Annotated in this window: 27 protein-coding genes; 7 read left to right on the forward strand and 20 right to left on the reverse strand. The window is 39.2% G+C overall.

Annotated elements, in window-relative coordinates:
• Window position 1: 1 nt before the first annotated feature.
• The 4 genes from spoVAD to NSQ49_RS05530 all read right to left on the reverse strand — a co-directional run bounded on the left by spoVAD (window position 2) and on the right by NSQ49_RS05530 (window position 2664).
• Complete coding sequence (gene spoVAD, locus NSQ49_RS05515) at window positions 2-1015, reverse strand: stage V sporulation protein AD (RefSeq protein ID WP_159868695.1); 1014 nt, start codon at window positions 1013-1015, stop codon at window positions 2-4.
• Complete coding sequence (gene spoVAC, locus NSQ49_RS05520; protein WP_159868698.1) at window positions 1015-1488, reverse strand: stage V sporulation protein AC; 474 nt, start codon at window positions 1486-1488, stop codon at window positions 1015-1017. The genes spoVAD and spoVAC overlap by 1 nt, the downstream gene beginning before the upstream one ends.
• Window positions 1489-1502: 14 nt before the next feature.
• Window positions 1503-1976: a YhcN/YlaJ family sporulation lipoprotein gene (locus NSQ49_RS05525; RefSeq protein WP_159868701.1), complete on the reverse strand. Its 474-nt coding sequence runs from the start codon at window positions 1974-1976 to the stop codon at window positions 1503-1505.
• Between the two features lie 334 nt (window positions 1977-2310).
• A complete protein-coding gene (locus NSQ49_RS05530) occupies window positions 2311-2664 on the reverse strand; it encodes a DUF1360 domain-containing protein (RefSeq protein ID WP_159868704.1) in 354 nt (117 codons plus the stop codon).
• Window positions 2665-2795: 131 nt separating this feature from the next.
• Here NSQ49_RS05530 and NSQ49_RS05535 point away from each other — a divergent pair, with 131 nt between their 5' ends.
• On the forward strand, window positions 2796-3299 hold the full coding sequence (locus NSQ49_RS05535; protein WP_159868707.1) for a CotY/CotZ family spore coat protein: 504 nt from the start codon (window positions 2796-2798) through the stop codon (window positions 3297-3299).
• A 64-nt stretch (window positions 3300-3363) separates the two neighbouring features.
• Here NSQ49_RS05535 and NSQ49_RS05540 read toward each other — a convergent pair whose 3' ends face one another.
• The 4 genes from NSQ49_RS05540 to mgtE all read right to left on the reverse strand — a co-directional run bounded on the left by NSQ49_RS05540 (window position 3364) and on the right by mgtE (window position 8177).
• Window positions 3364-3906, reverse strand: a complete 543-nt coding sequence (locus tag NSQ49_RS05540) for a CotO family spore coat protein (RefSeq protein ID WP_251283075.1) — start codon at window positions 3904-3906, stop codon at window positions 3364-3366.
• A gap of 113 nt (window positions 3907-4019) precedes the next feature.
• Window positions 4020-4790, reverse strand: a complete 771-nt coding sequence (fabI, locus tag NSQ49_RS05545) for an enoyl-ACP reductase FabI (protein ID WP_159868713.1) — start codon at window positions 4788-4790, stop codon at window positions 4020-4022.
• 135 nt (window positions 4791-4925) lie between these two features.
• Entirely contained in the window at window positions 4926-6785 is a 1860-nt protein-coding gene (locus NSQ49_RS05550; protein ID WP_251283074.1) for a monovalent cation:proton antiporter family protein, read from the reverse strand.
• Between the two features lie 12 nt (window positions 6786-6797).
• Window positions 6798-8177, reverse strand: coding sequence for a magnesium transporter (gene mgtE, locus NSQ49_RS05555; RefSeq protein WP_159868719.1), 1380 nt, complete (start codon window positions 8175-8177; stop codon window positions 6798-6800).
• 242 nt (window positions 8178-8419) lie between these two features.
• Here mgtE and prpE point away from each other — a divergent pair, with 242 nt between their 5' ends.
• Complete coding sequence (prpE, locus tag NSQ49_RS05560) at window positions 8420-9154, forward strand: bis(5'-nucleosyl)-tetraphosphatase PrpE (RefSeq protein WP_251283073.1); 735 nt, start codon at window positions 8420-8422, stop codon at window positions 9152-9154.
• A 28-nt stretch (window positions 9155-9182) separates the two neighbouring features.
• Here prpE and NSQ49_RS05565 read toward each other — a convergent pair whose 3' ends face one another.
• The 4 genes from NSQ49_RS05565 to NSQ49_RS05580 all read right to left on the reverse strand — a co-directional run bounded on the left by NSQ49_RS05565 (window position 9183) and on the right by NSQ49_RS05580 (window position 12085).
• Window positions 9183-10067, reverse strand: a complete 885-nt coding sequence (locus NSQ49_RS05565) for an RluA family pseudouridine synthase (RefSeq protein WP_251283072.1) — start codon at window positions 10065-10067, stop codon at window positions 9183-9185.
• A gap of 38 nt (window positions 10068-10105) precedes the next feature.
• Window positions 10106-10900, reverse strand: a complete 795-nt coding sequence (locus tag NSQ49_RS05570) for an NAD kinase (RefSeq protein WP_009331194.1) — start codon at window positions 10898-10900, stop codon at window positions 10106-10108.
• Between the two features lie 27 nt (window positions 10901-10927).
• A complete protein-coding gene (locus NSQ49_RS05575) occupies window positions 10928-11566 on the reverse strand; it encodes a GTP pyrophosphokinase (protein ID WP_159868872.1) in 639 nt (212 codons plus the stop codon).
• 141 nt (window positions 11567-11707) lie between these two features.
• Window positions 11708-12085: a UPF0738 family protein gene (locus NSQ49_RS05580; RefSeq protein WP_159868728.1), complete on the reverse strand. Its 378-nt coding sequence runs from the start codon at window positions 12083-12085 to the stop codon at window positions 11708-11710.
• A gap of 198 nt (window positions 12086-12283) precedes the next feature.
• Here NSQ49_RS05580 and NSQ49_RS05585 point away from each other — a divergent pair, with 198 nt between their 5' ends.
• The 4 genes from NSQ49_RS05585 to NSQ49_RS05600 all read left to right on the forward strand — a co-directional run bounded on the left by NSQ49_RS05585 (window position 12284) and on the right by NSQ49_RS05600 (window position 15063).
• Window positions 12284-12874 carry a CYTH domain-containing protein gene (locus NSQ49_RS05585; RefSeq protein WP_159868731.1) on the forward strand — a complete coding sequence of 197 codons (591 nt, stop codon included), beginning with the start codon at window positions 12284-12286 and terminating at the stop codon, window positions 12872-12874.
• A 31-nt stretch (window positions 12875-12905) separates the two neighbouring features.
• Window positions 12906-13547: a lytic transglycosylase domain-containing protein gene (locus NSQ49_RS05590; protein WP_159868734.1), complete on the forward strand. Its 642-nt coding sequence runs from the start codon at window positions 12906-12908 to the stop codon at window positions 13545-13547.
• A gap of 239 nt (window positions 13548-13786) precedes the next feature.
• Complete coding sequence (locus NSQ49_RS05595) at window positions 13787-14191, forward strand: globin domain-containing protein (protein WP_159868737.1); 405 nt, start codon at window positions 13787-13789, stop codon at window positions 14189-14191.
• Window positions 14192-14193: 2 nt separating this feature from the next.
• Entirely contained in the window at window positions 14194-15063 is an 870-nt protein-coding gene (locus NSQ49_RS05600) for a ClpXP adapter SpxH family protein (protein ID WP_159868875.1), read from the forward strand.
• A 512-nt stretch (window positions 15064-15575) separates the two neighbouring features.
• Here NSQ49_RS05600 and pepF read toward each other — a convergent pair.
• The 5 genes from pepF to NSQ49_RS05625 all read right to left on the reverse strand — a co-directional run bounded on the left by pepF (window position 15576) and on the right by NSQ49_RS05625 (window position 21321).
• A complete protein-coding gene (pepF, locus tag NSQ49_RS05605; protein ID WP_159868740.1) occupies window positions 15576-17393 on the reverse strand; it encodes an oligoendopeptidase F in 1818 nt (605 codons plus the stop codon).
• 119 nt (window positions 17394-17512) lie between these two features.
• On the reverse strand, window positions 17513-18679 hold the full coding sequence (locus tag NSQ49_RS05610) for a competence protein CoiA family protein (RefSeq protein WP_236566299.1): 1167 nt from the start codon (window positions 18677-18679) through the stop codon (window positions 17513-17515).
• Between the two features lie 175 nt (window positions 18680-18854).
• Complete coding sequence (gene mecA, locus NSQ49_RS05615) at window positions 18855-19517, reverse strand: adaptor protein MecA (RefSeq protein WP_159868746.1); 663 nt, start codon at window positions 19515-19517, stop codon at window positions 18855-18857.
• 358 nt (window positions 19518-19875) lie between these two features.
• The gene (gene spxA, locus NSQ49_RS05620) at window positions 19876-20271 is read right to left on the reverse strand and encodes a transcriptional regulator SpxA (protein ID WP_009331204.1); all 396 of its coding nucleotides are present in this window, start codon (window positions 20269-20271) and stop codon (window positions 19876-19878) included.
• A 474-nt stretch (window positions 20272-20745) separates the two neighbouring features.
• The gene (locus NSQ49_RS05625; RefSeq protein ID WP_159868749.1) at window positions 20746-21321 is read right to left on the reverse strand and encodes a GNAT family N-acetyltransferase; all 576 of its coding nucleotides are present in this window, start codon (window positions 21319-21321) and stop codon (window positions 20746-20748) included.
• A gap of 244 nt (window positions 21322-21565) precedes the next feature.
• Here NSQ49_RS05625 and NSQ49_RS05630 point away from each other — a divergent pair, with 244 nt between their 5' ends.
• Window positions 21566-21754, forward strand: a complete 189-nt coding sequence (locus tag NSQ49_RS05630) for a hypothetical protein (protein ID WP_159868752.1) — start codon at window positions 21566-21568, stop codon at window positions 21752-21754.
• A 115-nt stretch (window positions 21755-21869) separates the two neighbouring features.
• Here NSQ49_RS05630 and NSQ49_RS05635 read toward each other — a convergent pair whose 3' ends face one another.
• The 3 genes from NSQ49_RS05635 to NSQ49_RS05645 form a co-directional block, all read right to left on the reverse strand.
• Window positions 21870-23042, reverse strand: a complete 1173-nt coding sequence (locus NSQ49_RS05635) for a putative glycoside hydrolase (RefSeq protein ID WP_201306587.1) — start codon at window positions 23040-23042, stop codon at window positions 21870-21872.
• Window positions 23043-23447: 405 nt separating this feature from the next.
• Complete coding sequence (locus NSQ49_RS05640; protein WP_251283071.1) at window positions 23448-24383, reverse strand: ABC transporter ATP-binding protein; 936 nt, start codon at window positions 24381-24383, stop codon at window positions 23448-23450.
• Window positions 24384-24385: 2 nt separating this feature from the next.
• Window positions 24386-25453, reverse strand: coding sequence for an ABC transporter ATP-binding protein (locus tag NSQ49_RS05645; protein ID WP_251283070.1), 1068 nt, complete (start codon window positions 25451-25453; stop codon window positions 24386-24388).
• Between the last annotated feature and the right edge of the window lie 8 nt (window positions 25454-25461).

Below are 25461 nucleotides of genomic sequence, written 5' to 3' on the forward strand. Positions count from 1 at the left end.
TCTAAGTCATTTCTATAGAAACAGCATGGGCAATGCAGGGAATACTTTCACTCTGCTGGAATGTCAAAGGCGATAATAGCGCACCTGTAGCGACCACAAGGATTCTTCTGTAAGCCCCCTGCTTCATTTGATTCAAAAGATGCCCGTAAAGAACAGCAGCTGAGCACCCTGCACCACTCCCTCCAGATTGGACCGGCTGATCTTCTTTATATATCATTAATCCGCAATCTTTAAATTTCTCTCTATCTATTTTCAGGCCATTATTTAAGAGCAGCTCATAGGTAGTTTCCTGGCCAATTCTTCCTAGATCTCCTGTAACAATCAGATCGTAATGTGATGGATCGAGCTGCATATCTTTGAAGTGTGCCGTAATGGTATCTGCTGCAGCTGGCGCCATGGCCCCTCCCATATTAAAAGGGTCTGTCAGACCCATGTCAATTACTTTGCCAATTGTAGCAGATGTGGTAACCGGCAAATTGGGGCCAGCTGCTTTCGCGGATATCAGAGCGGCACCTGCACCAGTTACTGTCCATTGGGCTGTAGGAGGCTTTTGGCCTCCGTACTCTGTCGGGTACCTAAATTGCTTTTCAACAGCAGCATTATGACTCGAAGCTCCTGTTAAAACGTAATCAGCCCCTCCGTAATTGACAATAAAGGATGCAAGAGCAAGTCCTTCCATTGAAGTTGAACACGCTCCAAAAACGCCAAAATAAGGGATTTGAATCGTTCTTGCACTTAAACTAGAGGGAGTTATCTGATTAATTAAATCTCCAGCAATATAAAAATGAACATCTTCCTTTTGAACATTTGCTTTATTTAAGGCCGTTTGTCCCGCTTCTTCCAAGAGGACCCTGTGTGCTTTCTCATAAGAATCTTCGCCCATCCATAAGTCATCATGGAGAACATCAAAATCCTCCGATAAATTGCCATTTGCCTCAAAAGGCCCGCCTGAAACACCGGATGCTGCAATTACCGGGAGATTTTGAAAGACCCAGGATTGTTTTCCCTTAAGCATTAAATAACCCCCCATATAATTAATAGCGTTTTTATCAGGGCTACCACAAAAGCCGCAAAGACTCCAAAAAGAATAACTGATCCAGCGAGTTTAAACATGTTCCCGCCTACACCCAGTACAAAACCTTCCGTTCGATGCTCGATAGCAGCTGAAATCACAGCATTTCCGAAACCTGTTACAGGAACCGCGCTGCCAGCACCGGCAAACTGGCCTAAACGGTCATATACGCCAAAGCCTGTCAGCAGCATAGAAATAAAAATCATGGTAGCAACAGTTGGATTTCCGGCTGTCTGTTCGGTGAAATTAAAGAAATAGATATAAAAATACGTTATTGCCTGTCCAACAACACAGATGAGCCCGCCCACCCAGAAAGCATGGATGCAATTTTTCAGTACCGGGCGTTTAAGCTCATGTTTTTGCTCAAGTTTCTCATATTTCATCTGTTCCGGTGTTTTATTTGCCTTATTACTCATACCCATGTTCCCTTCTATGTCATTTCATTTTTAAGTTTAATGATTTTATCAAGTTTCTTTTTTGCTTTTTTATCTGTAAAGTTTGGATCTTTCATTTTTTCCTGAAGTTCTACTGCTTCTATAAAGATTTTATAATCGCTAGAAACAATGAAGTTTTCATCCGGGTATTTTTCTTCAAGCATTTTTGTCATCTCTTTCTCAATTTTCTTCATGTGGAATCGCTGCAAGTGCTTAACTTTGTAAGCAACTAGTGTATCTCCATTGCTTTTAACTACTGCAACATCATAAAGTTCTTTCATTTTTTCCACGTCATGCTCAATTTTTTGGACTAGATCCAAATTTTTTTTTGTATTTTTATCAATTAATACAGCAGGAGGATTAGTCGTTTTGAGGAGTGCAAGGTCACTTTCCGTTACCTCTCCATCCCCGCTGCAGCCTGGCAATAAGACCATTGAAAATACAATAAACAATAACAGTTTCTGTTTCATAATAGTCCCTTCCTATGTAGAGTCTTTAATTATATTGTCTCGAAATGTCTTGGTTTTATGAACAATAATATCCATCCTATTTTTCCCAAAAAAGAGCAAATAAAAAAAGCCGGAAAAACCGGCTTCAAGTATATTATCGTTTTTTTCCGCAGCCGCATCCCTTTTTCTTTTTCTTTTTCTTGGTGACCGGCTCTGATTTTTCCGATGGCTGATTATTATGCTTATTTAACATCGATGAGGCCCTCCATTACCAGTAATTTTCCTCAAATTAATTTATGCTGAGCCTCAGGAGCTTGTGTAAAACAAATGCCCACATAAAATATAAATAGATATGCTAATCAATCAGCTTTTGCACAAAAGTTTCTATAATGGCAGCAAGGCCTGCAACCGCTAAAATAACCAGCACCGGAGCCGCAAAAGCTGCATACAAGTAATAGGAAGCATATAAAAATATGGCACTCCACACACCAGTACACCAATAACAGCTTAATAGCTCTCCAAAAAAGCTCCTGACTCTTCCTTCTCTTACTACCCAATAAACTTCTATTTCTCCGTTTTCATTTGTCTCTTCCACTTCTTTTAGAAAAGGCCTGCGCAAAAATCCTGTAATTTTATCATACACAATCAGTCTGGTCAGCCTAAAGGACGCAAGAGCCAATATAAGCAGCTCCATAGGTGTTATGTCCATTTTTTTCACCTCAATTATTAAAAAATAGCCTATTTTTTGAAAAAACAAGGCGTTTGTCCGTAACCCATAGGGCACTTCGGCAATATGTTAGTAGTGTAGACCACAAGAAACAAACAAGGAGGAAAACAAAAATGGGTTGTGGAAAAAAAGACGACTTCAAAGGCAAAAGCTGTGTATGTGAAGTACTTCGTGCTATAAAAGATATTCAAGATAACGCAGAAGATGTGTGCGAATGCCCTTCAAACTGTTTCCTGGAGCCGCTTGGAACTATATCTCCCTCTGGCAGAAAGCGCCATAAGCGTCCAGATACACGCGTATTCACATTAAAAACTGCGGACGGGTCACCATTCCATGCTTTCTTTACAGGAAATGACTGTGCTTGTGTATCAATCTTCTTTAGAGTAGAAGAAGTCTTTGATAACTGCTGTGCAGTGCTTCGCGTTCTTGAGCCAGTTAACAGAATATCTGGCCCTGATAAAACAGTAAACCTTGTTGAAGACTGCTGCATCGACTTGAAAAAGGTTTGCGAAGTTGACTACTTCCGCAGTACAGATGACTGTGTAACAGTTGACTTAACTTGCTTCTGCGCAGTTCAATGTATTGCAGATGTTGACCTTGATATTTGCGAAGACTAATTAAACGAGGCCAGCCGAACATTCGGCTGGCTATTTTTTTGCCTGCCTGCTTTCGTATTCAAATCTACCTTCTCAGGCCGATCATTTTGACTGCCTTTAAGGATAGAACATTTAATTTTTCAACCCTGTCATCAAATAACTTGACCTCGATCCATTCATCATTCTTTGAAATCAGAAAGCCTCTTATCGCCTTTTCCTCGGTTTCAAATATGCATGGTATGGGCGGAAGCTGTTTTGGGAAATCAATTAAGTAATCCAGGCGTTCAAGTGTGTCCATTTCCTTAAACCTTTTTACCCGATTAAAAAATGGTTTTCTTTTTTCTGCCGTAAAGGCAAAGGATACACCTTTTTTCTCTTCTCTCCCCGATTCAAACTCTTCAATAGCTCCCTGCACATCTGCTTGCTCTGCAGTATTTTCAATTACTTCTTGAGGTACTTTTTGTTCCTCTTTAGGACCAGCCAATTCCAATAAATTGGAATTTTGTTTCTGTTTGCGTTCCTGCTCTGCTTTTCTGCTGGAATAGATTGTTTGCATCCTGTTTTCAGGAATTTGAAAATTCGGCTGCTGTATATAGAATAACGGCTCCCTTTCTCTCTTCTCCGTCACTTTTTGCCACCTCCGCTATCTTAATGTTTCGTCGTATTATATGTATGCAGATAATGGGCTTTCGTTTCTAAGGAAAATAAAAAAGCCCGCTCACATTGGAGCGGACAATTTCATTAAAGGATATGATAACCGGAATCTACATGAATATTTTCACCCGTTATTCCTCTGGACAGGCTGCTGAATAAGAACAGAGCAGTATCTCCAACTTCTTCAGGCGTTGTGGTTTTGCGAAGCGGAGCTTTTTCCTCAATTTCCTTCAGGATCGTATTAAATTCGCTTATGCCTTTAGCAGAAAGGGTCCTGATTGGGCCGGCTGAAATAGAATTAACCCTAATCCCATCCTTTCCAAGGTCATTAGCCAAATATTTAACGCTTGCATCAAGGGAGGCTTTTGCTACACCCATAACATTATAATTTTTCACAACCTTTTCACCGCCTAGGTATGTGAGAGTCACAATGCTTCCGCCTTCTGTCATTAGTCCCCTGGCTTCCTTTGCAATGGCCGTCAGGGAATAAGAACTGATATTATGAGCCAGCAGGAATCCATCTCTTGTTGTGTTCATATATTCTCCCTGAAGTTCTTCCTTATGGGCAAAGGCGATGCAATGGGCAATGCCATGAATTACACCGGCTTCCTCCTTAATTGTGCTGAAACACTTCGCTATGTCTTCATCGCTTGTTACATCACACGGAAGAACCAATGATTGGGCATCCTCCAATGATTCAGCCAATTCACGTACACTTTTCTCCAGTCTTTCGCCCGCATATGTAAAGATTAAACGCGCACCAGCATCATGAAGGGATTTGGCAATTCCCCATGCAATGCTTCTTTTATTAGCTACACCCATTACGACGAATGTTTTTCCATTTAAAGAAAGAGTCATAATATATCCTCCTGATTTATTGTTACATGTTATTAGTACCTAGTGCTAATTGTACATCAATTCTGCTCAAAAGAAAAGCCGAAAAAATCCTATTGTTATCGTAGGGTTTTTTCGGCAAGAATATGCAATCAGACTCTAACACCATTCACAAAATTCGAGTTCCCGTTTTAATTCATCAACATATTCCTTAGATCCCGTAACAATCAAGCGGTCATTTACATGAAGTTCAGTATCTCCGTGCGGAACAATGGAATCTTTCCCCCTGAATATCCGGACGAATATAACATCCCCTGTAAACGGAAATCTCCGAAGCATCATGCCTTCGAACTGCTCATTCTTTAATCGGATTTCATATAAAGCTGTCTCCTGGTTCGTTAAGATGTTCACCACACTAGGTGACTCGATTAATGCACGAAGGAGCGCCTTCGATGAAAGAATAGTTGAAAACAATTCAATGTCATGCTCCCGAAGCGTTTCTTCAATATCAGGGCTTTCCATTCGGCAAATGACCCGTTCCACTCCCATATCTTTAAAAGCAATGGAAAGTGTAGCATTGGTCTCTTCATCCCCTGTTGAGATGACAACAATATCCGAATCAAAAACCTCTGTGCCTTCAAAATGTTCCATATCAAATTCATCAACTTCTATAATATCAAACAGAGAGTCAGCTATCTGCTTTTCCGCCTTTTCCTGCTTCTTATGATATAAAGCTGGCTCGTAAAGGGATGACTTAAGCTCATTATAGATCGGCATTGTCATTTGGTTAGCACCAATAAATGCCACTTTAAGCTTCTTCTCCTCGGCAGCTTCCTGAGGGAATAGCTTTTTAAAGACAACAGGTGTGAATATACTTGTGATGACAGCAACTAGGATCAATGTACCGCTCATTTCTGCAGTTATAACACCCATTCTTTCACCTATTGTTGCTGCTGCAATAACAAGAGAAAGAGTTGACGTTAACAGAAAGCCTGAGGCAAATACTGTTTTGATGTCATACCATTTCTTTAGAATATAAATCGGGATCAGCTTTGACAGCAGAAGAGCAATCAGAAGCAATGGGATAAGCATAAGCATCTTCGGATCTCCAAACAAAGTCCATACGTCCAGCTCTACCCCAACCATTACAAAGAAAATCGGGATAAGAAAGCCGTATCCGAAAGAATCAAGCTTATGGATCATTTCCTGATTTGGAGCAAGCAGCGACACGAGAACCCCGGCAAGGAATGCACCTAATATATTCTCTGCCCCGACTGTTTCTGATAATGCCACAAGGAAAATAATTAGTGCAAATACTGCTCTTGTTCCAATCTGAACAGTCCCTGTCGACATCGCTTCTAGGAAATTAAGGTTCTTAAACCTTCTGCCCAGGAAGTATAGCAATACGCCTACTCCAAATAAAATGAGAAGCAGCCATGTATTTCCTCCCCCTTTATCATTTAAGGAAACAAATACAGCCAGAAGAATCATTGTAGCCAAATCCGCAATAACCGCGATTAATAGAATAATTTGGCCAATGACTGTTTTCATTAAATGTGCTTCCTTGAGTGTCGGAACCACGACTCCCAGAGATATGGTTGAAATAATTAAAGTCATTAAAAAGGCATTATCAATAAATCCTGTCCAGACAAATAAATAAGAAAGCCCTAATGAAACAAAAAATATCCCTGCAAAAATAATTGATGACACCGCAAATGAATTTGGTTCCAGTTTACCGTTGGGAAGCTTTTCTCTCTTCTTTGCCGAAGAGAAAGCTGTAAAGTCAATCTCCAGTCCGCTCAGGAACATTAAAAATATGAATCCCAGTGTCGAAAGAGTTTCCAGCCACATATCCTCATGGACAATATCAAAGCCGCTTTTACCAATAACTAAACCAATAAGAATCTCAGCAACCACTACGGGAATAAAACTAACCTTTAGACGGTGCAGTATTATCGGTGTTATAAAAGCAGCTAGAATAACGATGACAAGCGATGCTACCGATGCCCCATGTTCCATAATATAACCCCCTTAGCCTGTTAAATAGCTCATAAATAATGTCGCCATTCCAAAATAAATTAAAATACTGATTAGATCGTTGATGGTAGTAATAAATGGACCTGACGCTACTGCCGGATCTATTTTCATCCTGTGCATTAATAAAGGAATCAGCGCACCGGCAAGGGTCGCTACGATTAATGTAAACAAAATTGAAATGCCAACTAAAACCCCCAGAAAGAAGTTCCCTTTCCAGAAGTACACAATGAAAGTAACCAGGATACCGCAAATGCTTCCATTAATGAATCCAGTACCGGCTTCTCTAATCACCAGTTTCCATTTATTTTCTTTCTCCAGGTCTCCTGTCGCAATTCCCCTTACAGCAACAGCTAATGCCTGAGTTCCGGTATTACCAGCCATCCCGGCAATAAGAGGAATGAATACAGCCAGTATGGCCACCTTATTCAAAGTGCCCTCAAACCTGCCGATCAGGCTTGCAGTTAACATACCCAAAAACAGCAGAATGATAAGCCAGGGCAGCCGTTTACGCGCAGCGGAAATTGGATTCCGGTCAATATGATCCATATCCGAAACAGCAGCCAATTTAGAGTAGTCATCGGATGCTTCTTCTTCCATAACATCCATGACATCATCAACGGTGATAATGCCCAGCAAATGGTTTTGAAAATCTACAACCGGAACAGCCAGAAAGTTATAGTCCTTAATTTTTCTCGCAACTTCTTCCTGATCTTCTCCCACTGAAACCGAAACGACTCTGTCATTTGTTATTTCCGAAATCATCACATCATCGTCACTTACTATTAAGTCCCTTAATGAAATGACGCCTATAAGCTTTTTTTCGTCATTCACAACGTATACATAATAAATGGTTTCTGCCCTTGGCGCTTCATTCTTTAAGATATACATAGCAGAACGAACAGTCTGATTGGCTGAAAGTGAAACAAACTCTGTTGTCATAATACTTCCTGCTGTATATTCTTCGTAATGAAGCAAATCCTTAATTTCTTTTGCCGATTCATCATCCATAATTGTTAAATAGCTGACAACCTGATCTTTATCAAGTTCATTTAAAACATCAACCGCATCATCGGCATACATTTCTGAAAGCATATCTGCTGCATAATGGGGGCTCATCTCAGCAAGTACGTCTTTATAATCTTCTTCTTCAATCTCCAGATTTTCAAAAAGTGCTGCCATTTCTTCAGGAGATAGATAAAGATAAATTTTTGCACGAATATCCTCATCCAGATCTTTAAAAAATGAAGCCTGATCATATGGGTGCATATCAAGAAATTCATTCCTGAAGGTATCAATTTCTTCATTTTGTAAAGATTGGATTAAAAGACTGGCATTGATGTGGGAAGCTGATTTTTCCTCTGTATGACCTTCCAATTAATTAACCTCCTCTCATTCCATTAGCCATCCATACTCTGTTGGATAACAGGAAAATGTACTTCCCTATACTAGCAAAACTTTGTTTTTTTGTCGTCTCTGAGCATTTTGTAAATTTAATTTCCCCATTCTTGAACTTTAAAATCGTTAAAGCTTTATATCCTGCTTGAAAAATAATGCGATATGATAAATATTATGAAAATAGATATGATAACAGTAGAACTTTAAAGGGAGCATTAAAAATGAGACTAGATATTATCGGTGATATCCATGGCTGCTTTGCTGAATTTAAAGAGCTTACATTAAAACTGGACTATAGCTGGAAAAAAGGATTTCCTGTCCATCCAAGCGGCAGAAAACTGGCCTTTGTGGGAGACCTGACTGACAGAGGCCCGGAGTCGCTTGCAGTCATTGAAGCAGTATATAACCTTGCAGTAAACAACTTGGGTTACTATGTCCCAGGCAATCATTGCAATAAGCTCTACCGCTTCTTTTTAGGAAATAAAGTACAAATTACACACGGACTTGAAACGACTGTCGCTGAATATGAAAAGCTGTCTTCCCGCTCACAGGAGGAAGTCAGACAAAAATTTATGGAGCTATATGAAAACGCACCTTTATATCATGTACTCGATAACGGCAAGCTGGTAATCGCCCATGCTGGAATAAAAGAAAGCTATATTGGGAAACACTCGTCAAAAGTAAAAACCTTTGTACTGTATGGTGATATTACAGGAGAAGAAAATCCTGACGGCACACCTGTAAGACGGGATTGGGCGAAGGAATATATGGGTGACTCCGTAATCGTCTACGGCCATACTCCCATTAAGGAAGTTAGGATAGTAAATAACACTTATAATATTGATACTGGTGCTGTATTTGGCAATAAATTAACCGCGCTTAGATATCCGGAAATGCAATTTCAATCTGTCCAGTCCCGCATGCCTTATGTGGAAGAGAAATTCAGAATGGTATAACTAAAAAAGGCCGGCAAAGGCCGGCATTTTATAAAAGGCAATTCATGTCTCCAGGAAGCTGTTGTTCAAATTCAAGGGTTTTGTCCAGGAAGGGATGTTCGAAGGAAAGACTGCAGCAGTGCAGTGCCTGCCTCTTGATGAAAAGTCTTGTTCCACCATATAATTCGTCACCCGCAAGAGGGTAACCAAGCCAGGCCAAATGCACTCTTATCTGATGAGTTCTGCCGGTATCAAGTTTCAGTTTTACATGCGTAAATTCATTATGCCGGCTGATGACCTGATAATGTGTACATGCATATTGGCCTTCCGCACTGACTTCCCGCTCAATTATACTGTCTTTTTTTCTGGCAATCGGCTGCTCTATTGTTCCTTTATCCTGGCATATTGAACCCTCTGCAATTGCTTCATACAAGCGATGAATTTTTCGTGAGCGCTGCTGCCAGCTGAACAAATGATGTACATGCCTGTGTTTGGCAATCAGAACCAGGCCTGATGTATCTCTATCAAGACGTGTCACAATATGGGCTGCAGACTTTAAGCCGATCCGCTGATAATATCCAATCAGCCCATTGGCCAGACTTCCTGAAGGATGTTCTCGGGAAGGAATGGAACTCACACCTGCCGGTTTATTTACCACAAGAAGATAATCATCTTCATAGCGAATATCCAGGGGCAAGTTTTCCCCCTTCATGCCTTCACTCGGAACTTCTTCAGGGAATCCAACCTGAAGGTCATCCCCCTCCTTTAACACATATCGGACATTGACTTCCTGACTATTCACTCGAATGAAGCCGCCTGCGAATTTTATATCTGTCAGTGCAGTTTTCGAAATATGATTGTCTTTTAAAAAGTCTCTGATTAACAAGCCCGCCTGACGGGCTGTAATTTTCCAATGTAATACAAAACGCTCCATGAGCTATGGCTCCTGTTCTGTCAGCTGGTGACCTTTCTTCAATCAGCAACAAAAGAATCGTGGACCCTTTTCCAAAATGGAAATGGCCTGAACCTGGCAAAACGGATCTTCTCATCTGCCACTCTGAATTGTATTGACTTTACATCTTTATGAAGAAGCGTCAAATGATCAATCGTAATCTGAAAATCCGGTTCATTCACAGGCTTCAGCATGCATGTATGATGGGCCGGTAATACAAGCGGGGAGCCCACTGTTCGGAATACCTTATTATTAATGGAAGCCATTTCAGCCAGCTGGATGGCAGGCAAGGAAGGGTGCAGAATAGCCCCTCCCAGCGCCTTATTATAAGCTGTACTTCCTGATGGTGTGGAAACGCACAGGCCATCTCCGCGGAACCGCTCAAAATGCTGGCCGCGTATTTCCACATCCATAACTAAGGTACCCTCTACCGCCTTGACCGTAGATTCATTTAATGCAAGATAACGGGTTTCTTTCCCGCCATGCTGGTAGCGGATAATCACTTCCAGGAGCGGATATTCAATCACCTGATAAGGGGTTTTGGCAATTGCAATGACAAGCTTTTCGATTTCCTCCGGCACCCAGTCAGCATAAAAGCCAAGGTGACCTGTGTGTATGCCTACAAACGCGGTCTTGTCCAAGCGGCTGCTGTATCGGTGAAAGGCATAGAGTAAAGTGCCATCCCCGCCTACCGATATGACTATATCAGGCTCTTCTTCATCATATGTAAGCTCGAAGTCCAATAAATAGGTTCTCATTTTGTGCATGAGTGTATTTGATTTTGAATCTCCTTTTGAGGTAATGGCAAATTTCATCTTATCCAAGCTCCTCTTTTTATACTGTTAGTTTTCTCCCTTTTGCTGCTTTTCCTTTTTTCTTGTAAAGAATGCCTGGGCATCCTGTATTTCACCGCGAATAAGAGACATTTCTTCATCAAGCCTGAAAGCAGCTTCTGCCGCCCGCTGAAGCCTCATCTTAATATCTTCAGGGAATTGGCCCTTATATTTGTAATTCAGGGAGTGTTCAACCGTGGCCCAGAAATTCATGGCAAGCGTCCGGATCTGTATCTCGGCAAGGATTTTCTTCTCTCCTTTGATTGTCTGAACAGGATACCGGATCACGACATGGTAAGACCGGTAACCGCTTGCTTTTTTATGAGATATATAGTCTCTTTCTTCAACTATTTCAAAATCATTTCTTTGTCTTAATAATTCAACCACTTTTTTAATATCATCAACAAACTGGCACATCATTCTCACACCGGCTATATCCTGCATTTCCGATTCCAATCTGTCGAGTGGTATGCCTTTTTGATTTGCCTTATCTAAAATGCTGGCAATAGGCTTTACCCTCCCGGTAACAAATTCAATCGGAGAATGGGAAGAATCCATTTCAAATTGGCTTCTCATGCCTTTTAGCTTTATTTTAAGCTCTTCAACCGCCTGTTTATATGGCGCCAAAAATAAGTCCCAATGTTTCACCTGCAACACCACCAAATATCCGAAATAAAAAAACAGCAACCCTACTGCACCTGCTGGGCAGGCACTTATTTGTTCATGAAGATCAACAATATTCTCTATGTTAAATACATAGCCTATCTCTATAGCCAAGTATTATGCCGCTTAAACATTCAGCTGGAATACATTCTCTGCTTTTTCGACCATTTCATTTCCGTAATTGCTGTTCCCACGGATATTTTCTAATAAATCCCCTAATTCTTCATGAAACCCTAAAAGCTCTATGCGATCATGATTACTGTCAGCAGCGTAAACCCGCAGCTGGCCATCAAGCGCCTTCTTTAATTCCGGCCAGACTGTTTCCGGAAGAGAAATATATGTATAATCATCATTTTGCTCTGCTATGTAAATAAATGAAAGATTGTCGGAATCAGCCAATATTTGCTGCATGGCTGTCAGCCCTGAGACTTTTCCAGTTTCTATTCCTAATATTAATTCATTTTCAATCCATTCTGCATTTACAACTGTAAGTTTCTGTTTCATTTTTTCTACCTCCATTGTCATAACTTATTCTATCGCAGTTTTTATAGACAGTAAAACCCCTGCTGCATTTTTTACAGCGGCAGTAAGCCACTCTCCTGAATGAATTTATCACAAGCCTAAAAAGATATTCAAAGGATTGATGTCCAGACGGAATAAGGAGATAATACAGGTAATTACTTATTGCTGAGGTGTACAGGCTTGTCTAATAAAAATATTGAAATTGAATTTAAAAATTTGATCACAAGAGATGAATTTACTGCTTTAAAGAATTTTTTTAAATTAAGAAATGAAGATTTTATCGAACAGGAGAACCATTATTTCGATACACCTGATTTTTTATTAAAAAAAATGGGAAGTGCATTAAGGATCAGGCAAAAAAGTGGCTCATTTGAATTGACACTAAAACAGCCCCACCCTGATGGGTTACTGGAAACCAATGAAAATCTTACTGAGTCTGAAGCTGCCATGATGATTCAGACAGGTAACATTCCCGTTGAACAATTAAAACAATCCGTAGAAGAGCTTGGCATCAAGACAGATAAACTTCAATACTTTGGTACTCTCACCACAAGACGCGCTGAAAGGGAATATAAAAAAGGATTGGCTGTTCTTGACCACAGCCTCTATTTAGATAAGGAAGATTATGAGCTTGAATTTGAAGTGGATAATCGGGTTGAAGGCAAATCGGCTTTCGATAATTTGCTTCAGCAGCTTAACATTCCCGTCAGAAAGACCGAAAATAAAATTAAGAGGTTTTACACCGAAAAATACAGACAGCAAAAGGCTTAATAAAAGCAGACTTTTGCCAAGGAGCAATACAATGAACATAGAACAGCTAAAACTAATGATGGAGCTGCAGGCATTGCAGGGGTTCAATAGCTCTAATCAAACGAACAATTCTAACCCTCTGTTTCATGAGCTGCTTTCAGGGTTAGTTTCGGAAAATAACGGTTCATCCAATCAAATCACAGGCGGACTTGGAGCAGTTGCATCCTTGGAGCCTTTTATTATCGCTTTACAAACTGATTCTCTTTCGGCAGCCACTCTCCCGCCTGTTAAACTAACCAAGTTCGCAGAATCCTCAAAAAGTGAGTTTGATGATCTTATTCAAAAAGCATCAGAAATGTTTCATGTACCTGTTAACCTGATTAAGTCAGTCATTAAGCAGGAATCAAACTTTAATCCGAATGCAGTCAGTCATGCAGGTGCATCCGGCTTAATGCAGCTGATGCCCGAAACAGCCAGGGGGCTTGGAGTTAAAAATATCTTCGATCCTGCAGAGAATATTTTTGCAGGAGTCAAATATTTAAGGCAAATGATGGACAGATATGGGGATAATGTAGAACTGGCATTGGCAGCCTATAATGCCGGACCGGGAAATGTAGATAAATACGGCGGGGTCCCTCCTTTTAAAGAAACCCTAAATTACATAAAGAAAGTTACCACATCGTTTATGGCTTAAGCTATCTATTGCCGCCCGACTTATTGGGCGGTTTTTTCATGTACCTTTTCAGCAGATGTTCCGGATTGACAGGACAGGCTTAATCCATACTATATAAATAAGCTGGCGATGGAGACGTAAAAGCGGAAAGTAAGCTATTTGTTTGAGATATAAACCCCTCATTGATAAAATATAAAGAGATCACAGCAATTAACATTAAACATTTTTACAAATGATAACTCATAAAAGGAGTTTTAAATATGGCCGAGAAAATGCACACTCCCTTCGACGCTATCGGTGAGGAAAAGCTTCACCAGCTAATTGACGCTTTTTACCTGCGCGTAGGACAACATCCTGATCTCGTTCCTATTTTTCCAGAAGACCTGACAGAGACAGCGAGAAAGCAAAAACAATTTATGACCCAGTATTTAGGGGGGCCGCCATTATATACATCAGAACATGGACATCCGATGCTCCGTGCGCGGCACATGCCTTTTCCTATAACAGAAACCCGGGCAAAGGCCTGGCTCTTATGTATGAATGAAGCAATGGATGAGATCGGGCTCGATGGACAATTGAGGGAAGACTTTTTTTCCAGACTTGTGCTCACTGCCCAGCATATGATCAATACACCTGAGGCCGGCGTGAAAGGTGATAACCCGTGAATATGCCAGAATCCAATGAAATCAAGTTTACATCACCCCATTGCTACGGCAGTGAAAAAAAGCCCATAGAAGTCTATATGTTTGTTGACCCCCTTTGCCCTGAATGCTGGGCTCTGGAGCCAATCTTAAAAAAGCTCCTGATTGAATATGGCCGATACTTTTCAATAAAGCATGTATTAAGCGGCAGGCTTGCAACTTTAAATATGGGGAAAAGACAAAACTACGAAAACATTGCTGAATTGTGGGAAAAGACAGCAAGCCGATCTGGAATGTCATGTGATGGAAACCTTTGGTTCGAAAATCCAATTTCTTCACCTCATCTGGCTTCAGTTGCCATTAAAGCGGCTGAATTACAAGGGAGAAAAGCTGGCATCAAATTTTTGCGCAAGCTTCAGGAGGTTTTATTTCTTGAAAAGCAGAATGTGTCAAATTTTGAAGTTTTAAAGGATTGTGCTAAGGAAGTCGGTCTTGACGTTGTAGAATTTATTTCTGATATTCACTCAGATAGTGCAGCTAAAGCATTCCAATGCGATTTAAAAATAACTTCTGAAATGGATGTTCAAGAAATACCCACTCTCGTCTTTTTCAATGAAAATATAGAAGATGAAGGCATCAAAGTAACAGGGTATTATCCCTATGAAATATATGAACAGATTTTGGAAGAAATGCTGCCTGCTAAACCTGAACGTGCTCCTCTCCCCCCCCTGGAATATTTTTTACAATATTTCAAGCTGGTGGCCAGCAAGGAGATCGCTGTCGTATACAATATGACCGACAGCGAAGTGAACAAGGAAATGAAAAAGCTTCAGCTTAAGCAAATCGCTGAATATGTACCTGCAAAATATGGTAATTTCTGGAGATATTCAGGCTAATCAAAGCTGTGCATGCTGCACAGCTTTATTTTTTTCATGAAAAAACCATGCAGTTTTCGCACGGTTCTCTCGGGGTTATTTTTTACGAACAAAGGGGATGGGAGAAATTCTCACATCCAAACAAAAGGGGTAAATGTTTGCATGTGATCAACTTAACATCTGTACTATATCATGAGGTAAAAGAACAGAGCAATAAGTTTGTGTTTTTATTCACAATATTGTCAAAATCAAGTCATGACACTCTGGACAACCGCATAAAATAGAAATAAAGCGGCTCAAAGAGGAGGCTGCAATATGAAAAAGCTGCCTGTATTTCTAATGCTGATGCTCATCTTGCTCTCCTTTATTTTAAATATTCTTGGCTTGATGAAGCTTATTCCCCTTTTCATTACTTCACCTATACTATTTATTTCAATCCTGATCTTATGTTTATATTTGAATGACCGAAGGAGATTTAAAGGGTTTTGAACCATCACAAAAGGTGCCGGGCAATTTAGCCCGGCACCTTTACATTAAGAAAGCAAGCTTTCCATTTCATTAAGTTTTTCTTCAAATACTTTACAGGCATCTTCAATCGGCTTGCTGCTCGTCATATCAACTCCAGCTTTCTTTAGGACTTCAATAGGGTAATCTGAGCTGCCGGATTTCAGAAATTCAATATATCTGTCAACTGCAGGCTGCCCTTCCTGAAGAATCTGCTTACTTAATGCAGTAGCAGCACTGAAACCTGTAGCATATTGATAAACATAATAATTATAGTAGAAATGCGGGATTCTGGACCATTCCAGTCCGATTTCCTCATCAATTATGATGTCTTCTTCCCCAAAATACTTCTTATTAAGTTCATAATACTCTTTTGTTAATGAATCCGCTGTCAAAGCTTCATTGTTTTGCGCCTTTTGATGAATGAGATGTTCAAACTCTGCAAACATAGTCTGGCGGAAAACTGTCCCTCTAAAGCCTTCAAGATAATGATTCAGGAGATACAGCCGCTTCTTATCATCATCAATTGTTTTTAGCAAATAATCATTTAAGAGGGCTTCATTACAAGTGGAGGCAACCTCTGCAACAAAAATTGAGTAGTTTCCATAAGGATATGGCTGACATTTTCTTGTGTAATAGCTGTGAACAGAATGCCCAAATTCATGAGCCAGAGTAAATAAGTTGTTCACATTGTCCTGCCAGTTCATAAGTATATAAGGGTTGGTGCCATATGTACCTGAAGAATAAGCACCGCTTCTTTTGCCCTTATTCTCATGAACATCCACCCACCTATTTTCAAAACCTTCTTTTAGAATATTTAAATAGTCATCGCCTAGTGGCTTCAATCCTTTTAAAATCAGATCCTTTGCCTCATTATATGGGATCTCCATTTTAACTTCCTTCACTAAAGGAGTATAAAGATCATACATATGAAGCTCCTTAACCCCAAGAACCTTCTTGCGGAGTTTGACATAGCGATGCAGCAAATGCAGATTATCGTTTACGGTATTAACCAGATTTTCATAGACACTTTCAGGGATATTGTTAGCGGAAAGGGCAGCATGGCGCGCCGAATCATAATTCCGGATCTTTGCATTGAAATTATCTTTTTTTACGTTTCCGCTTAATGTGCTTGCAAATGTATTGCGAAACTTTCCATAAGTCTTATAAACTGCCTTGAAAGCATCCTGTCTGACACGCTGATCATCACTTTCGAGAAAACGGATGAATCGTCCATGAGTAATTTCTACCTCTTCTCCATTTTCATCTTTAATGGATGGAAACTCCAAATCAGCATTATTCAGCATGCCAAAGGTGTTACTGGAAGCCCCAAGCACCTCGGAAGCTTGTGCAAGCAAAGATTCCTGTTCAGCTGATAAAACATGAGGCCTTTGAAGATTAATTTCTTCAAGTGAATGTTTATATAATTGGAGCTCATTTTTTTCCGTTAAAAAGCGTTCAATCTTCTTTTCATCTTCAGCAAGCAGCTCAGGAACAATATAGGCAAGTGCACTTGCAGCTTCAGAATACAAGTTTTTAATCTTATCATCCATTCCCTGATAAAATGAATTAGTTGTATCCTGGTCATAACGCATATGGGCATATGTATAAAGCTTCCCAAGGCGCGAAAGTAAATGATCCTGGAACTGAAGCGCTGTATATAATGTTTCAGCACTTTCCCCGAGCCTGCCCTGATACTTTCCTGCATCAGGAATCAGTTTCTGCACCTCACTATATTCCTTGTTCCACTCATCATCAGAAGGGAAAATATCCTCCAAACGCCAGGTATCTTCAGGTGAAATCTCACTTCTTGCCGGCAGTTTCTTAACAGCTGTTTCATTAGCCATACAATCATCCTCCATTCATAAATCCCATTACACTATCTTCTCTTTGAAGAAAAAAATTCCTGCTTTTTTAAAGTACAAAAGTGGAAGTCTTTGATTATTTTATGTTAATTTCATCTTTTTCATTTATGACCCAGTAAAATCCTTTGAGTGATGCCTTTGTAAAAATCCTCCTCTATTTGGATAATACGGGAGAAATAATCAGGATCAATGCTTAATGCGGTTTTTTCATACAAACCTTTTCCTGTATGCTTAACAATGTTTAAGCTAATAAGAACATTAAGGTATTCACTTATTGCCATGATTTCGGAGCCTTTTTGAACCAATGGGATTGACCTGATTTTTATATCGTTATTCTTTACCCTATTGCGAAAGGCAGAAATCATTTGCAGAAGTGAGAACGGCCTTTCTTTGCAGACTATATCCAAAAACAAATAACTCTGCCACTGTACTGGTGAGGTTTCGATAAATACAGAATGATGAACAGGAAGGCCAATCTCAGGCGGGAGGAACGCTGGAGCAATTGAGCGGGAGTATAAATCCTGAAGAAAATTATTTTTAACAGAACCATTATTTCGAGAAAGGGAATTCTTAATTTTCCGGACTTCCCTTTTCCACTCCTGTATATTTATATCTTTATTAAAATATGGGGCAAATAATATATCTGTTTCTGCTTTGAAAATAGGTTTTACATCATAATGCGCCCAGGCATTTCTGACAGTGAGGGGCTGGATATGGTGGATATTGATGAAAGACTTTGTAATGGGGCAAAAAGAGGGAATTACCCAATGCCCTGAAGGTGCTTGACGAAGGAACAGGTACTGAAAACCAGACAAAGAAATTTTTGTTTTGCCAATCCGCTTAATGCTTTTTCCTGCGAGTATCCAAATTGGAACGATACCTGCCTGAAAGTAAGCTTCTGTCCGCTTTATAAATAACTCCTCCGAAATACTGGAACATTGATATTCAAGAGCATATTGTACACCTTCATAACGGACAGCAATATCCGGTCTTTGTGAAATTTCCGGATAGTATGGTTCTAAAATTGGATTTAAACCTTTTTTCTCCAGCCACTGAAACAATAACACCTTTCCTGAAATATGATATTCTGATTCCCTTTCATACCTTTCCGGACATTCAGAACCCTTTCTGTGGCTGAAATGCGGAATTCTCTTTATTCCGATTTTCATAATTACTTTCTCTTTGCATTCCGGGCAGAAAAAGGTGTGTGATTCCCTGAAATGCTGTAAATCCTGGGTACTGTGTGAACCTGCTAGGCTTATTCGCACCCCTTTCTCTGTTGAGGCAACTAACAAATGATCATCTCCTTTCCTCCTTATTGTTCTATCAGTTATGGTTAAATTCCTTTTTTATCTGAGGTATTCTCTCAGTTTTTCTTATAGCTGCTATGTACAGTCCGCATACAAAAAAGCCGATTCCAAAAATGAAATCGACTTTCCTTTACTATTTAAAGTGTTTTCTAAGATTTTCAAAAACATCGTTTTCAATGATCAATTTACCATATTCCATTACACGGTGAATTGTTGTACTTGTTTCGTGCCCGTATTCAAGAAGAATGCTCAGCATGTTATCTATGTCATCCTCTTCAAAAAGCTCCTCAGGGAACTCTGCGAATAAATAATACTTCCCTTCAAAGGAATATAGCTTTGTGGTAATGGAGTCAAGAATTGACCGCTTTGATAACGAAATAATGTCTTCAAAATCTCTAAATGATAATAGGAACTCAAGGTCACCCTCATATCCGCTGTCATTTGCATCCGATTTACGGAAATGATGATCAAGCATTTCCTCTATTTGTTCATCCACAGGCAAATCTTTCACTTTTTCATCCGGGACAGGAAGCTCAAACTTTTGACCATCCTTTGATAGCTGAGCTTTTGTCACAAGAACCTCCAAACCCTTATCCAATGCTTGAACCTGGATCCATAAAGGGCCTTCAACAAGAAATTCTTCCTCTTGATGGACTTCATCCATCATTTCCCAAAAGAGTTCCTCACTCCGTTCACGATTGTACCAAATCTCTTCACGGTCAAAGCCTCTTTCTTCTATATCAAGATAAGAAATATAAAATTTAACGGTATGATCATTAATACGTTCGATTTCCATGCAGCAACTCTCCCTTCTGGCTATGATTGAAGGGACTAAATACCCCCAGCAGTCATGTGTTATCCATTTACCCGTATATCATTTGGTTAATCCCCGATTAATTAAGGTAAAATGTATTTTGTACCTTGTACTTTTATTTTATGACAAATTGAGCATAAAGGGAATTAAAAAGTCATATGTTTAAAAAAACCGTTAAATGCCTATCTTGTCACAGTTGGTACATCTTATCTCATTGGCTTTACTAAATATTCTCTTATTATGTCCATTTTCCTTTTTCTTTTTCATATAATGGACAAAAAGACCTTCTTCTGTTAACAGAAAGAAGGCCTCTTAATTTTAAGTATTAATAATGCACTGGTTAATTAACCATACGCTGCGCTTCACGCAACTGGTAAGTACGGACTTTTCTTGGAAGGAAACGTCTTATTTCGTCCTCATTATATCCAACCTGCAAACGTTTTTCATCAAGAATAATTGGACGGCGGAGCAGCCCCGGGTTTTCCTTGATTAGCTCAAATAAATCTTGGAGAGGCATTGATTCAAGGTTTACATCAAGCTTTTGAAATGTCTTTGAGCGAGTTGAAATGATTTCATCTGTCCCATCTTCAGTCATTCGAAGAATTTCCTTAATTTCATCAATCGAGAGCGGTTCAGAAAAGATATTTCGTTCTTTATAAGCAATTTCATGCTCTTCCAACCATGATTTAGCTTTCCTGCAGGATGTACAACTTGGTGAAGTGTATAATGTGACCATTTTACAAATTCACACTCCTTAAATTTAGACATATATGAAACTATCAGAGATTATATTTGTTTAATCAACTATTTCTAGATTCTTCTAGATTAAAATAACTTTAATCAAGGAATTTATATTATTAATTATACACTAAACAGTTTCTATTTGGTATAACTTTTTATAAATATGATAAAAGTATTAAACATTCATTAAACAAATAGATTAAGAATTAAAATCTACTTAATAAGACGAATGAACAAGCAAAAAGTTTCATTTTTATATATATTTTTTGTTATAATTGCTTCCATAAAGTTTCTTAGGCCCAAGCCTAAGGGAAATATATATATGATTTCATTAATGTTCATATTAAATTATTCTATATATACCCCAGTTAATTTCAAATAAACCATTATGCTTATGAATATTTTCTCAATTAATTAATGAAAATGAAAACACAGCCATTTACATAAATGGCTGTGTTTTTCCAAATTCTTATAAATCCTCTAATACATCTGTCCCGCTTTTATTCTCTTCATAAGTCAGAACCTCATCTACTGGCTGATATGACTTCCCATAAAAATGTGAATCCTTATAAGTGTGAATCATTTCATATGTTTTCTTCATGGCCTCATAAATCATTTCTTCACTTTGATTCTCAGGGGACCAATAAAGAATTTCCATAGTATTGATCTCATTAGTCGCAAGAGAACGGCGGCTGTAACCAATTGATTGTGCGTGCTCAAACCCTTCTCTCTTATAGAACTTGAGCCTCTTCTCAGTATCAGTGTCTTCGTAATCAACCGGCTCAACTTCCAATATGATCGGTTTGCCTTTGTTTTTTAGTTTTTGAAGTAATTTATGGCCAAGTCCCTGTCCTCTGGATTCCTTCGAAACAAACAGATAATCAATAAACACAAAGTTATCCAGTTCAACATACATAAGTACATGATGTGGACCTTCATCTTTATGATAAATGTCTGACCGTTCCTTCAATAAGGTTTCCATATGTTCTCTTGATTTCATTTCTTCAATCGGGAAATATTGATTCAATTTTTCATACCAATGCATGGATCTTCTCCTTTTTTGCCCACAAACAACCTATTGTCTGCAGTGCTTGAATATTTATTCCAGCATGATAAGCTCCCAGCTTTCCTTTCCACTTACTATTATACTTAGACTGCTAATATTTCTATTCAGATTAAGTATTCGTGGAATTTCCCCTTTTAATACTTGAAAATTTCGAATAAAATAAGATTAGGGATGTTCACACACTAATCACAGGGAACTGTGAAAAGAAAGATGGGGATTTATCATGGTTGGCTACATAACTGATTTAACAATTGTTGCTCTGCTCATAATTGGATTTACTGCCTTATTAGGTGTACTGACTAATGGTATTGGAGAAAAAGTATTTGGCGGTAAAAATAAATCCGAATTCGTGGATCAATCTGCCAGGGTGCAGACTGGATGGAAAAGCGTAGGCGGAAAGAAAAAGCAGTAGCCTATGCCTTTATACTATGATACCGCATTCAAAAATAGTGTCAAATGATATGTAACTTAATGACTTGATAAACAAAGCCAGAAGGAGGCCAAATAAACGGCCTCTTTCTGGCTTTTTATGGTGTATAATCAACATTTGGTGTATATGAATTACCTGCATTCCATAAAAGGAATTCCTTAATTCCCTGTTCGTTCAGTGCCTTTATTTGAGCTTGCACCTCTGATTTTCCATAATTCTTATAATTTCCGGCTCCTAAATAAGAGGCTGTAAAGTCCTGAAGCCACGGTCTTGATACAGGCGGACTATCCAATTCTCCCAGCTTCGCTTTCTCAAGTTTAGCATATTCAGAAACAAGCTTATATGGCTCCAGATCTGGCTTTGCTATGCCAAAATAAGATGTCCAATGGCTTGGATAAATCATAGAAGAAATTACATCAACATGTTCTGAGATCTTGGAAAAATTTTGGCCAATTCCAGGTGCTTCAGGAAGGGTAGCCGTGTAGCCAAAGATATCAACCGAGACCTTTACACCATATGGCTCAAGCTGCTTCCTCGCGTACTCGACAAAGTCGGTAACTGCACTTACACGCTTTTGTACATTTTCAATCTTAAGATTTTCATATTCACCCATACTGTACTTCAAAGAGGTATCACGCTGTTCAAAACCTTCAGGAAAACGGACATAATCAAATTGAATTTCCTGAAATCCCATTTTTGCAGCTTCGATGGCAATTCCAATATTGTAATCCCAAACTTCTTTTAAGAATGGATTCACAAAGGATTCACCTCTGCCATTCTTCCATACAGAATTTCCTTCCTTATACGACCATTCAGGTTTTTTATTGGCCAGAACGGAATCCTTGAAAACGACAACCCGTGCAATCGGATAAATTTGCTTTTCTTCCATTTCTTTCAAAATGTTTTTTGGATCCTTTATGTAAGGCTTGCCGATATCATTATAGGATGAATCGTCTTCTGGAACATATGTAAGGTTGCCCCAATCATCCTTTATATCGATAACCATCGCATTTAAATCGGTGTCATCCATCAATTTCATTAATTTATTGAACTTCGCTCCCCCTGCTGAATGTCCGGTAACATAAATACCCCTTACAGCATCTGGATATTCAAAATGATAACCGGAATCAAATTGAAAACGGTTTACTTTTTCCGGAAGGGTTTTAACAAGGGAAACATGTTCCCTTTGAGGGTTTTGTCCTAATCCCTGATTTTCATGTTCTTTTGCCCCAACTGAATCGGCTGATACGGATAAAGCTGATACTAACATGAAGGCAGCAGCTAATTTTATTGACTTGTTCAAATGTTATGCCCCCTTTTCTTAGCAATCTATTGGTACCTACATTATAATTTTTTTTCAAAGAATTAAGTACTATCTTTATACTAAATTATCATTATAAGTATTCTTTAAACCAATTCTATTAAAAAAATCTCAAAATTGTGGTTAAAAAACCAAATTGACGGAAAAATATAAATAATTGAAAATTCTCATAGTAAAATTCCGGAAAATGTTGTATTATAAAGAAAATCACACATTAGTGAATAAAAGTGTTAAAGAGAAATTTCCAATCTATCTCAATATTTGATCGGGTTATTTACATCTTGGCAATTCCTTTATAGCTAACCTTTACTTTTCCAGGATGTAAAAAACGATCTCATTCGAGATCGTTTTTTGTTATTTGGCATATTTAGCTTTTAATTCTCTGTATTCTTTTTCAGAGCAATAAACAAAATGACCAGGAGTTATTTCACGCATTTCCATCTTTTCATCATCAGCGTAATTGTGAACTGATGGATCATAAGATTTTCTTCTGCGGGAACGCTCTGTTTCTGGATCTGGAAGCGGAATAGCTGACAGCAGTGATTGTGTATAAGGGTGCATAGGGTTATTGTATAAGTCTTCAGCTGGCGCAAGCTCAACCAGTTTACCAAAGTACATAACACCGATGCGGTCGCTGATGTATTTAACCATAGATAGGTCATGTGCGATAAACAGGTAGGTTAATCCTTTTTCACGCTGCAGCTTTTTCATCAGGTTTACTACCTGAGCCTGAATGGAAACGTCTAAAGCTGAAATTGGCTCATCGGCAATAATGAAATCAGGGTCAACTGCAAGCGCGCGGGCTATCCCGATACGCTGTCTCTGTCCTCCAGAGAATTCATGCGGGTAACGGTTAGCATGTTCTTTATTCAGACCGACAGTGTCCAAAAGTTCGTAAACCCTTTCCATACGTTCTTTTTTGCTTTTTGCCAAACCATGAATATCGATTCCTTCAGCAATAATATCAGCAACTGTCATACGCGGGTTTAAAGAAGCATAAGGATCCTGGAATATCATTTGCATTTTCCGATTAAACTTTTTCAGTTCTTTTGCAGATTTTTTGCCGTGAACATCTTCACCTTCAAAAAGCACCTGCCCATCGGTTGCATCGTATAATCTGATTATAGTCCGTCCAGTAGTTGATTTACCGCAGCCAGACTCACCAACTAATCCTAGGGTCTCTCCCTTGTAAATATCAAAAGTAATCCCGTCAACTGCTTTTACCATATTCGGACGGCCAACGTTAAAATGCTGCTTTAAGTTCTTAATCTCAAGTAACTTTTCCGCCATTATTATTTCCCCTCCTTCACTAATACAGGCTTATCAAAAGTGGAGGATAGCTGGCGCATACGTTTTTTAACTGCTTCTGGCGGCTCAACCTTTGGTGCATCCGGGTGAAGAAGCCATGTTTTGGCATAATGTGTTTCTGAGATTTGGAACATTGGCGGCTCTTCTTCAAAGTCAATTGCAAGTGCATATTTATTTCTGGGAGCAAATGCGTCTCCTTTTGGAGGATTTGTCAGATCCGGTGGTGTTCCTGGAATTGCAGCTAAATCGGCTTTCTCATCGTTTTCTAAACTTGGCATGGATGCAAGCAATCCCCATGTATAAGGATGACGGGGATCATAGAAAATTTCATCTACTGTACCCATTTCAACAATCTGCCCGGCATACATTACCGCTACTCTGTCAGCAACATTTGCAACGACACCCAGATCATGTGTGATAAAGATAATGGACGTATCCATTTTATTTTGCAGATCTTTCATAAGCTCCAGGATTTGCGCCTGAATGGTAACATCAAGTGCTGTTGTCGGCTCATCCGCGATAAGCAGTTTGGGATTGGCTGCAAGAGCAATCGCAATCATCGCACGCTGCCTCATACCTCCGGAAAATTCATGAGGATATTGATCTACCCTTTTCTCAGGTATCGGAATACCTACAAGTCTCAGTAATTCAATTGCTCTGTTTTTGGCATCAGACTTAGACATATTCTGATGTTTAATCAGCACTTCCATTATCTGTGTTCCAACTCTCATTGTTGGATTTAATGAAGTCATTGGATCCTGGAAGATCATACTGATTTCTTTACCACGGATCTTTTCCATTTGTTTTTCTGTTTTTGGGACGATGTCGTCACCACTCAACAGAATCTGTCCGCCAGTAATACGGCCCGGCGGCATAGGTATTAGCTTCATAATAGACTGGGAAGTAACACTTTTTCCTGACCCAGATTCGCCAACAATCGCTAGCGTCTCTCCCTTATGAAGGTCAAAGCTGACTCCGCGGACTGCTTTTACTGTACCTCCATATGTTTGGAATGAGACTTCTAAATTTTTAACTTCAAGCAATTTTTCCATGTTCTCAC

Origin of the sequence: Cytobacillus sp. FSL R5-0377, assembly GCF_038004385.1 — a bacterium.
In the GTDB taxonomy this organism is placed as follows: domain Bacteria; phylum Bacillota; class Bacilli; order Bacillales; family Cytobacillaceae; genus Cytobacillus.

Bases quoted from the DNA above. Each gene is read 5' to 3' on its own strand.
- spoVAD (WP_159868695.1), bottom strand. From the start codon at position 1,015: ATGCTTAAGGGAAAACAATCCTGGGTCTTTCAAAATCTCCCGGTAATT.
- spoVAC (WP_159868698.1), bottom strand. From the start codon at position 1,488: ATGAGTAATAAGGCAAATAAAACACCGGAACAGATGAAATATGAGAAA.
- NSQ49_RS05525 (WP_159868701.1), bottom strand. From the start codon at position 1,976: ATGAAACAGAAACTGTTATTGTTTATTGTATTTTCAATGGTCTTATTG.
- NSQ49_RS05530 (WP_159868704.1), bottom strand. From the start codon at position 2,664: ATGGACATAACACCTATGGAGCTGCTTATATTGGCTCTTGCGTCCTTT.
- NSQ49_RS05535 (WP_159868707.1), top strand. From the start codon at position 2,796: ATGGGTTGTGGAAAAAAAGACGACTTCAAAGGCAAAAGCTGTGTATGT.
- fabI (WP_159868713.1), bottom strand. From the start codon at position 4,790: ATGACTCTTTCTTTAAATGGAAAAACATTCGTCGTAATGGGTGTAGCT.
- NSQ49_RS05550 (WP_251283074.1), bottom strand. From the start codon at position 6,785: ATGGAACATGGGGCATCGGTAGCATCGCTTGTCATCGTTATTCTAGCT.
- prpE (WP_251283073.1), top strand. From the start codon at position 8,420: ATGAGACTAGATATTATCGGTGATATCCATGGCTGCTTTGCTGAATTT.
- NSQ49_RS05565 (WP_251283072.1), bottom strand. From the start codon at position 10,067: ATGGAGCGTTTTGTATTACATTGGAAAATTACAGCCCGTCAGGCGGGC.
- NSQ49_RS05570 (WP_009331194.1), bottom strand. From the start codon at position 10,900: ATGAAATTTGCCATTACCTCAAAAGGAGATTCAAAATCAAATACACTC.
- NSQ49_RS05580 (WP_159868728.1), bottom strand. From the start codon at position 12,085: ATGAAACAGAAACTTACAGTTGTAAATGCAGAATGGATTGAAAATGAA.
- NSQ49_RS05590 (WP_159868734.1), top strand. From the start codon at position 12,906: ATGAACATAGAACAGCTAAAACTAATGATGGAGCTGCAGGCATTGCAG.
- NSQ49_RS05595 (WP_159868737.1), top strand. From the start codon at position 13,787: ATGGCCGAGAAAATGCACACTCCCTTCGACGCTATCGGTGAGGAAAAG.
- NSQ49_RS05600 (WP_159868875.1), top strand. From the start codon at position 14,194: ATGCCAGAATCCAATGAAATCAAGTTTACATCACCCCATTGCTACGGC.
- pepF (WP_159868740.1), bottom strand. From the start codon at position 17,393: ATGGCTAATGAAACAGCTGTTAAGAAACTGCCGGCAAGAAGTGAGATT.
- mecA (WP_159868746.1), bottom strand. From the start codon at position 19,517: ATGGAAATCGAACGTATTAATGATCATACCGTTAAATTTTATATTTCT.
- spxA (WP_009331204.1), bottom strand. From the start codon at position 20,271: ATGGTCACATTATACACTTCACCAAGTTGTACATCCTGCAGGAAAGCT.
- NSQ49_RS05625 (WP_159868749.1), bottom strand. From the start codon at position 21,321: ATGCATTGGTATGAAAAATTGAATCAATATTTCCCGATTGAAGAAATG.
- NSQ49_RS05630 (WP_159868752.1), top strand. From the start codon at position 21,566: ATGGTTGGCTACATAACTGATTTAACAATTGTTGCTCTGCTCATAATT.
- NSQ49_RS05635 (WP_201306587.1), bottom strand. From the start codon at position 23,042: ATGTTAGTATCAGCTTTATCCGTATCAGCCGATTCAGTTGGGGCAAAA.
- NSQ49_RS05640 (WP_251283071.1), bottom strand. From the start codon at position 24,383: ATGGCGGAAAAGTTACTTGAGATTAAGAACTTAAAGCAGCATTTTAAC.
- NSQ49_RS05645 (WP_251283070.1), bottom strand. From the start codon at position 25,453: ATGGAAAAATTGCTTGAAGTTAAAAATTTAGAAGTCTCATTCCAAACA.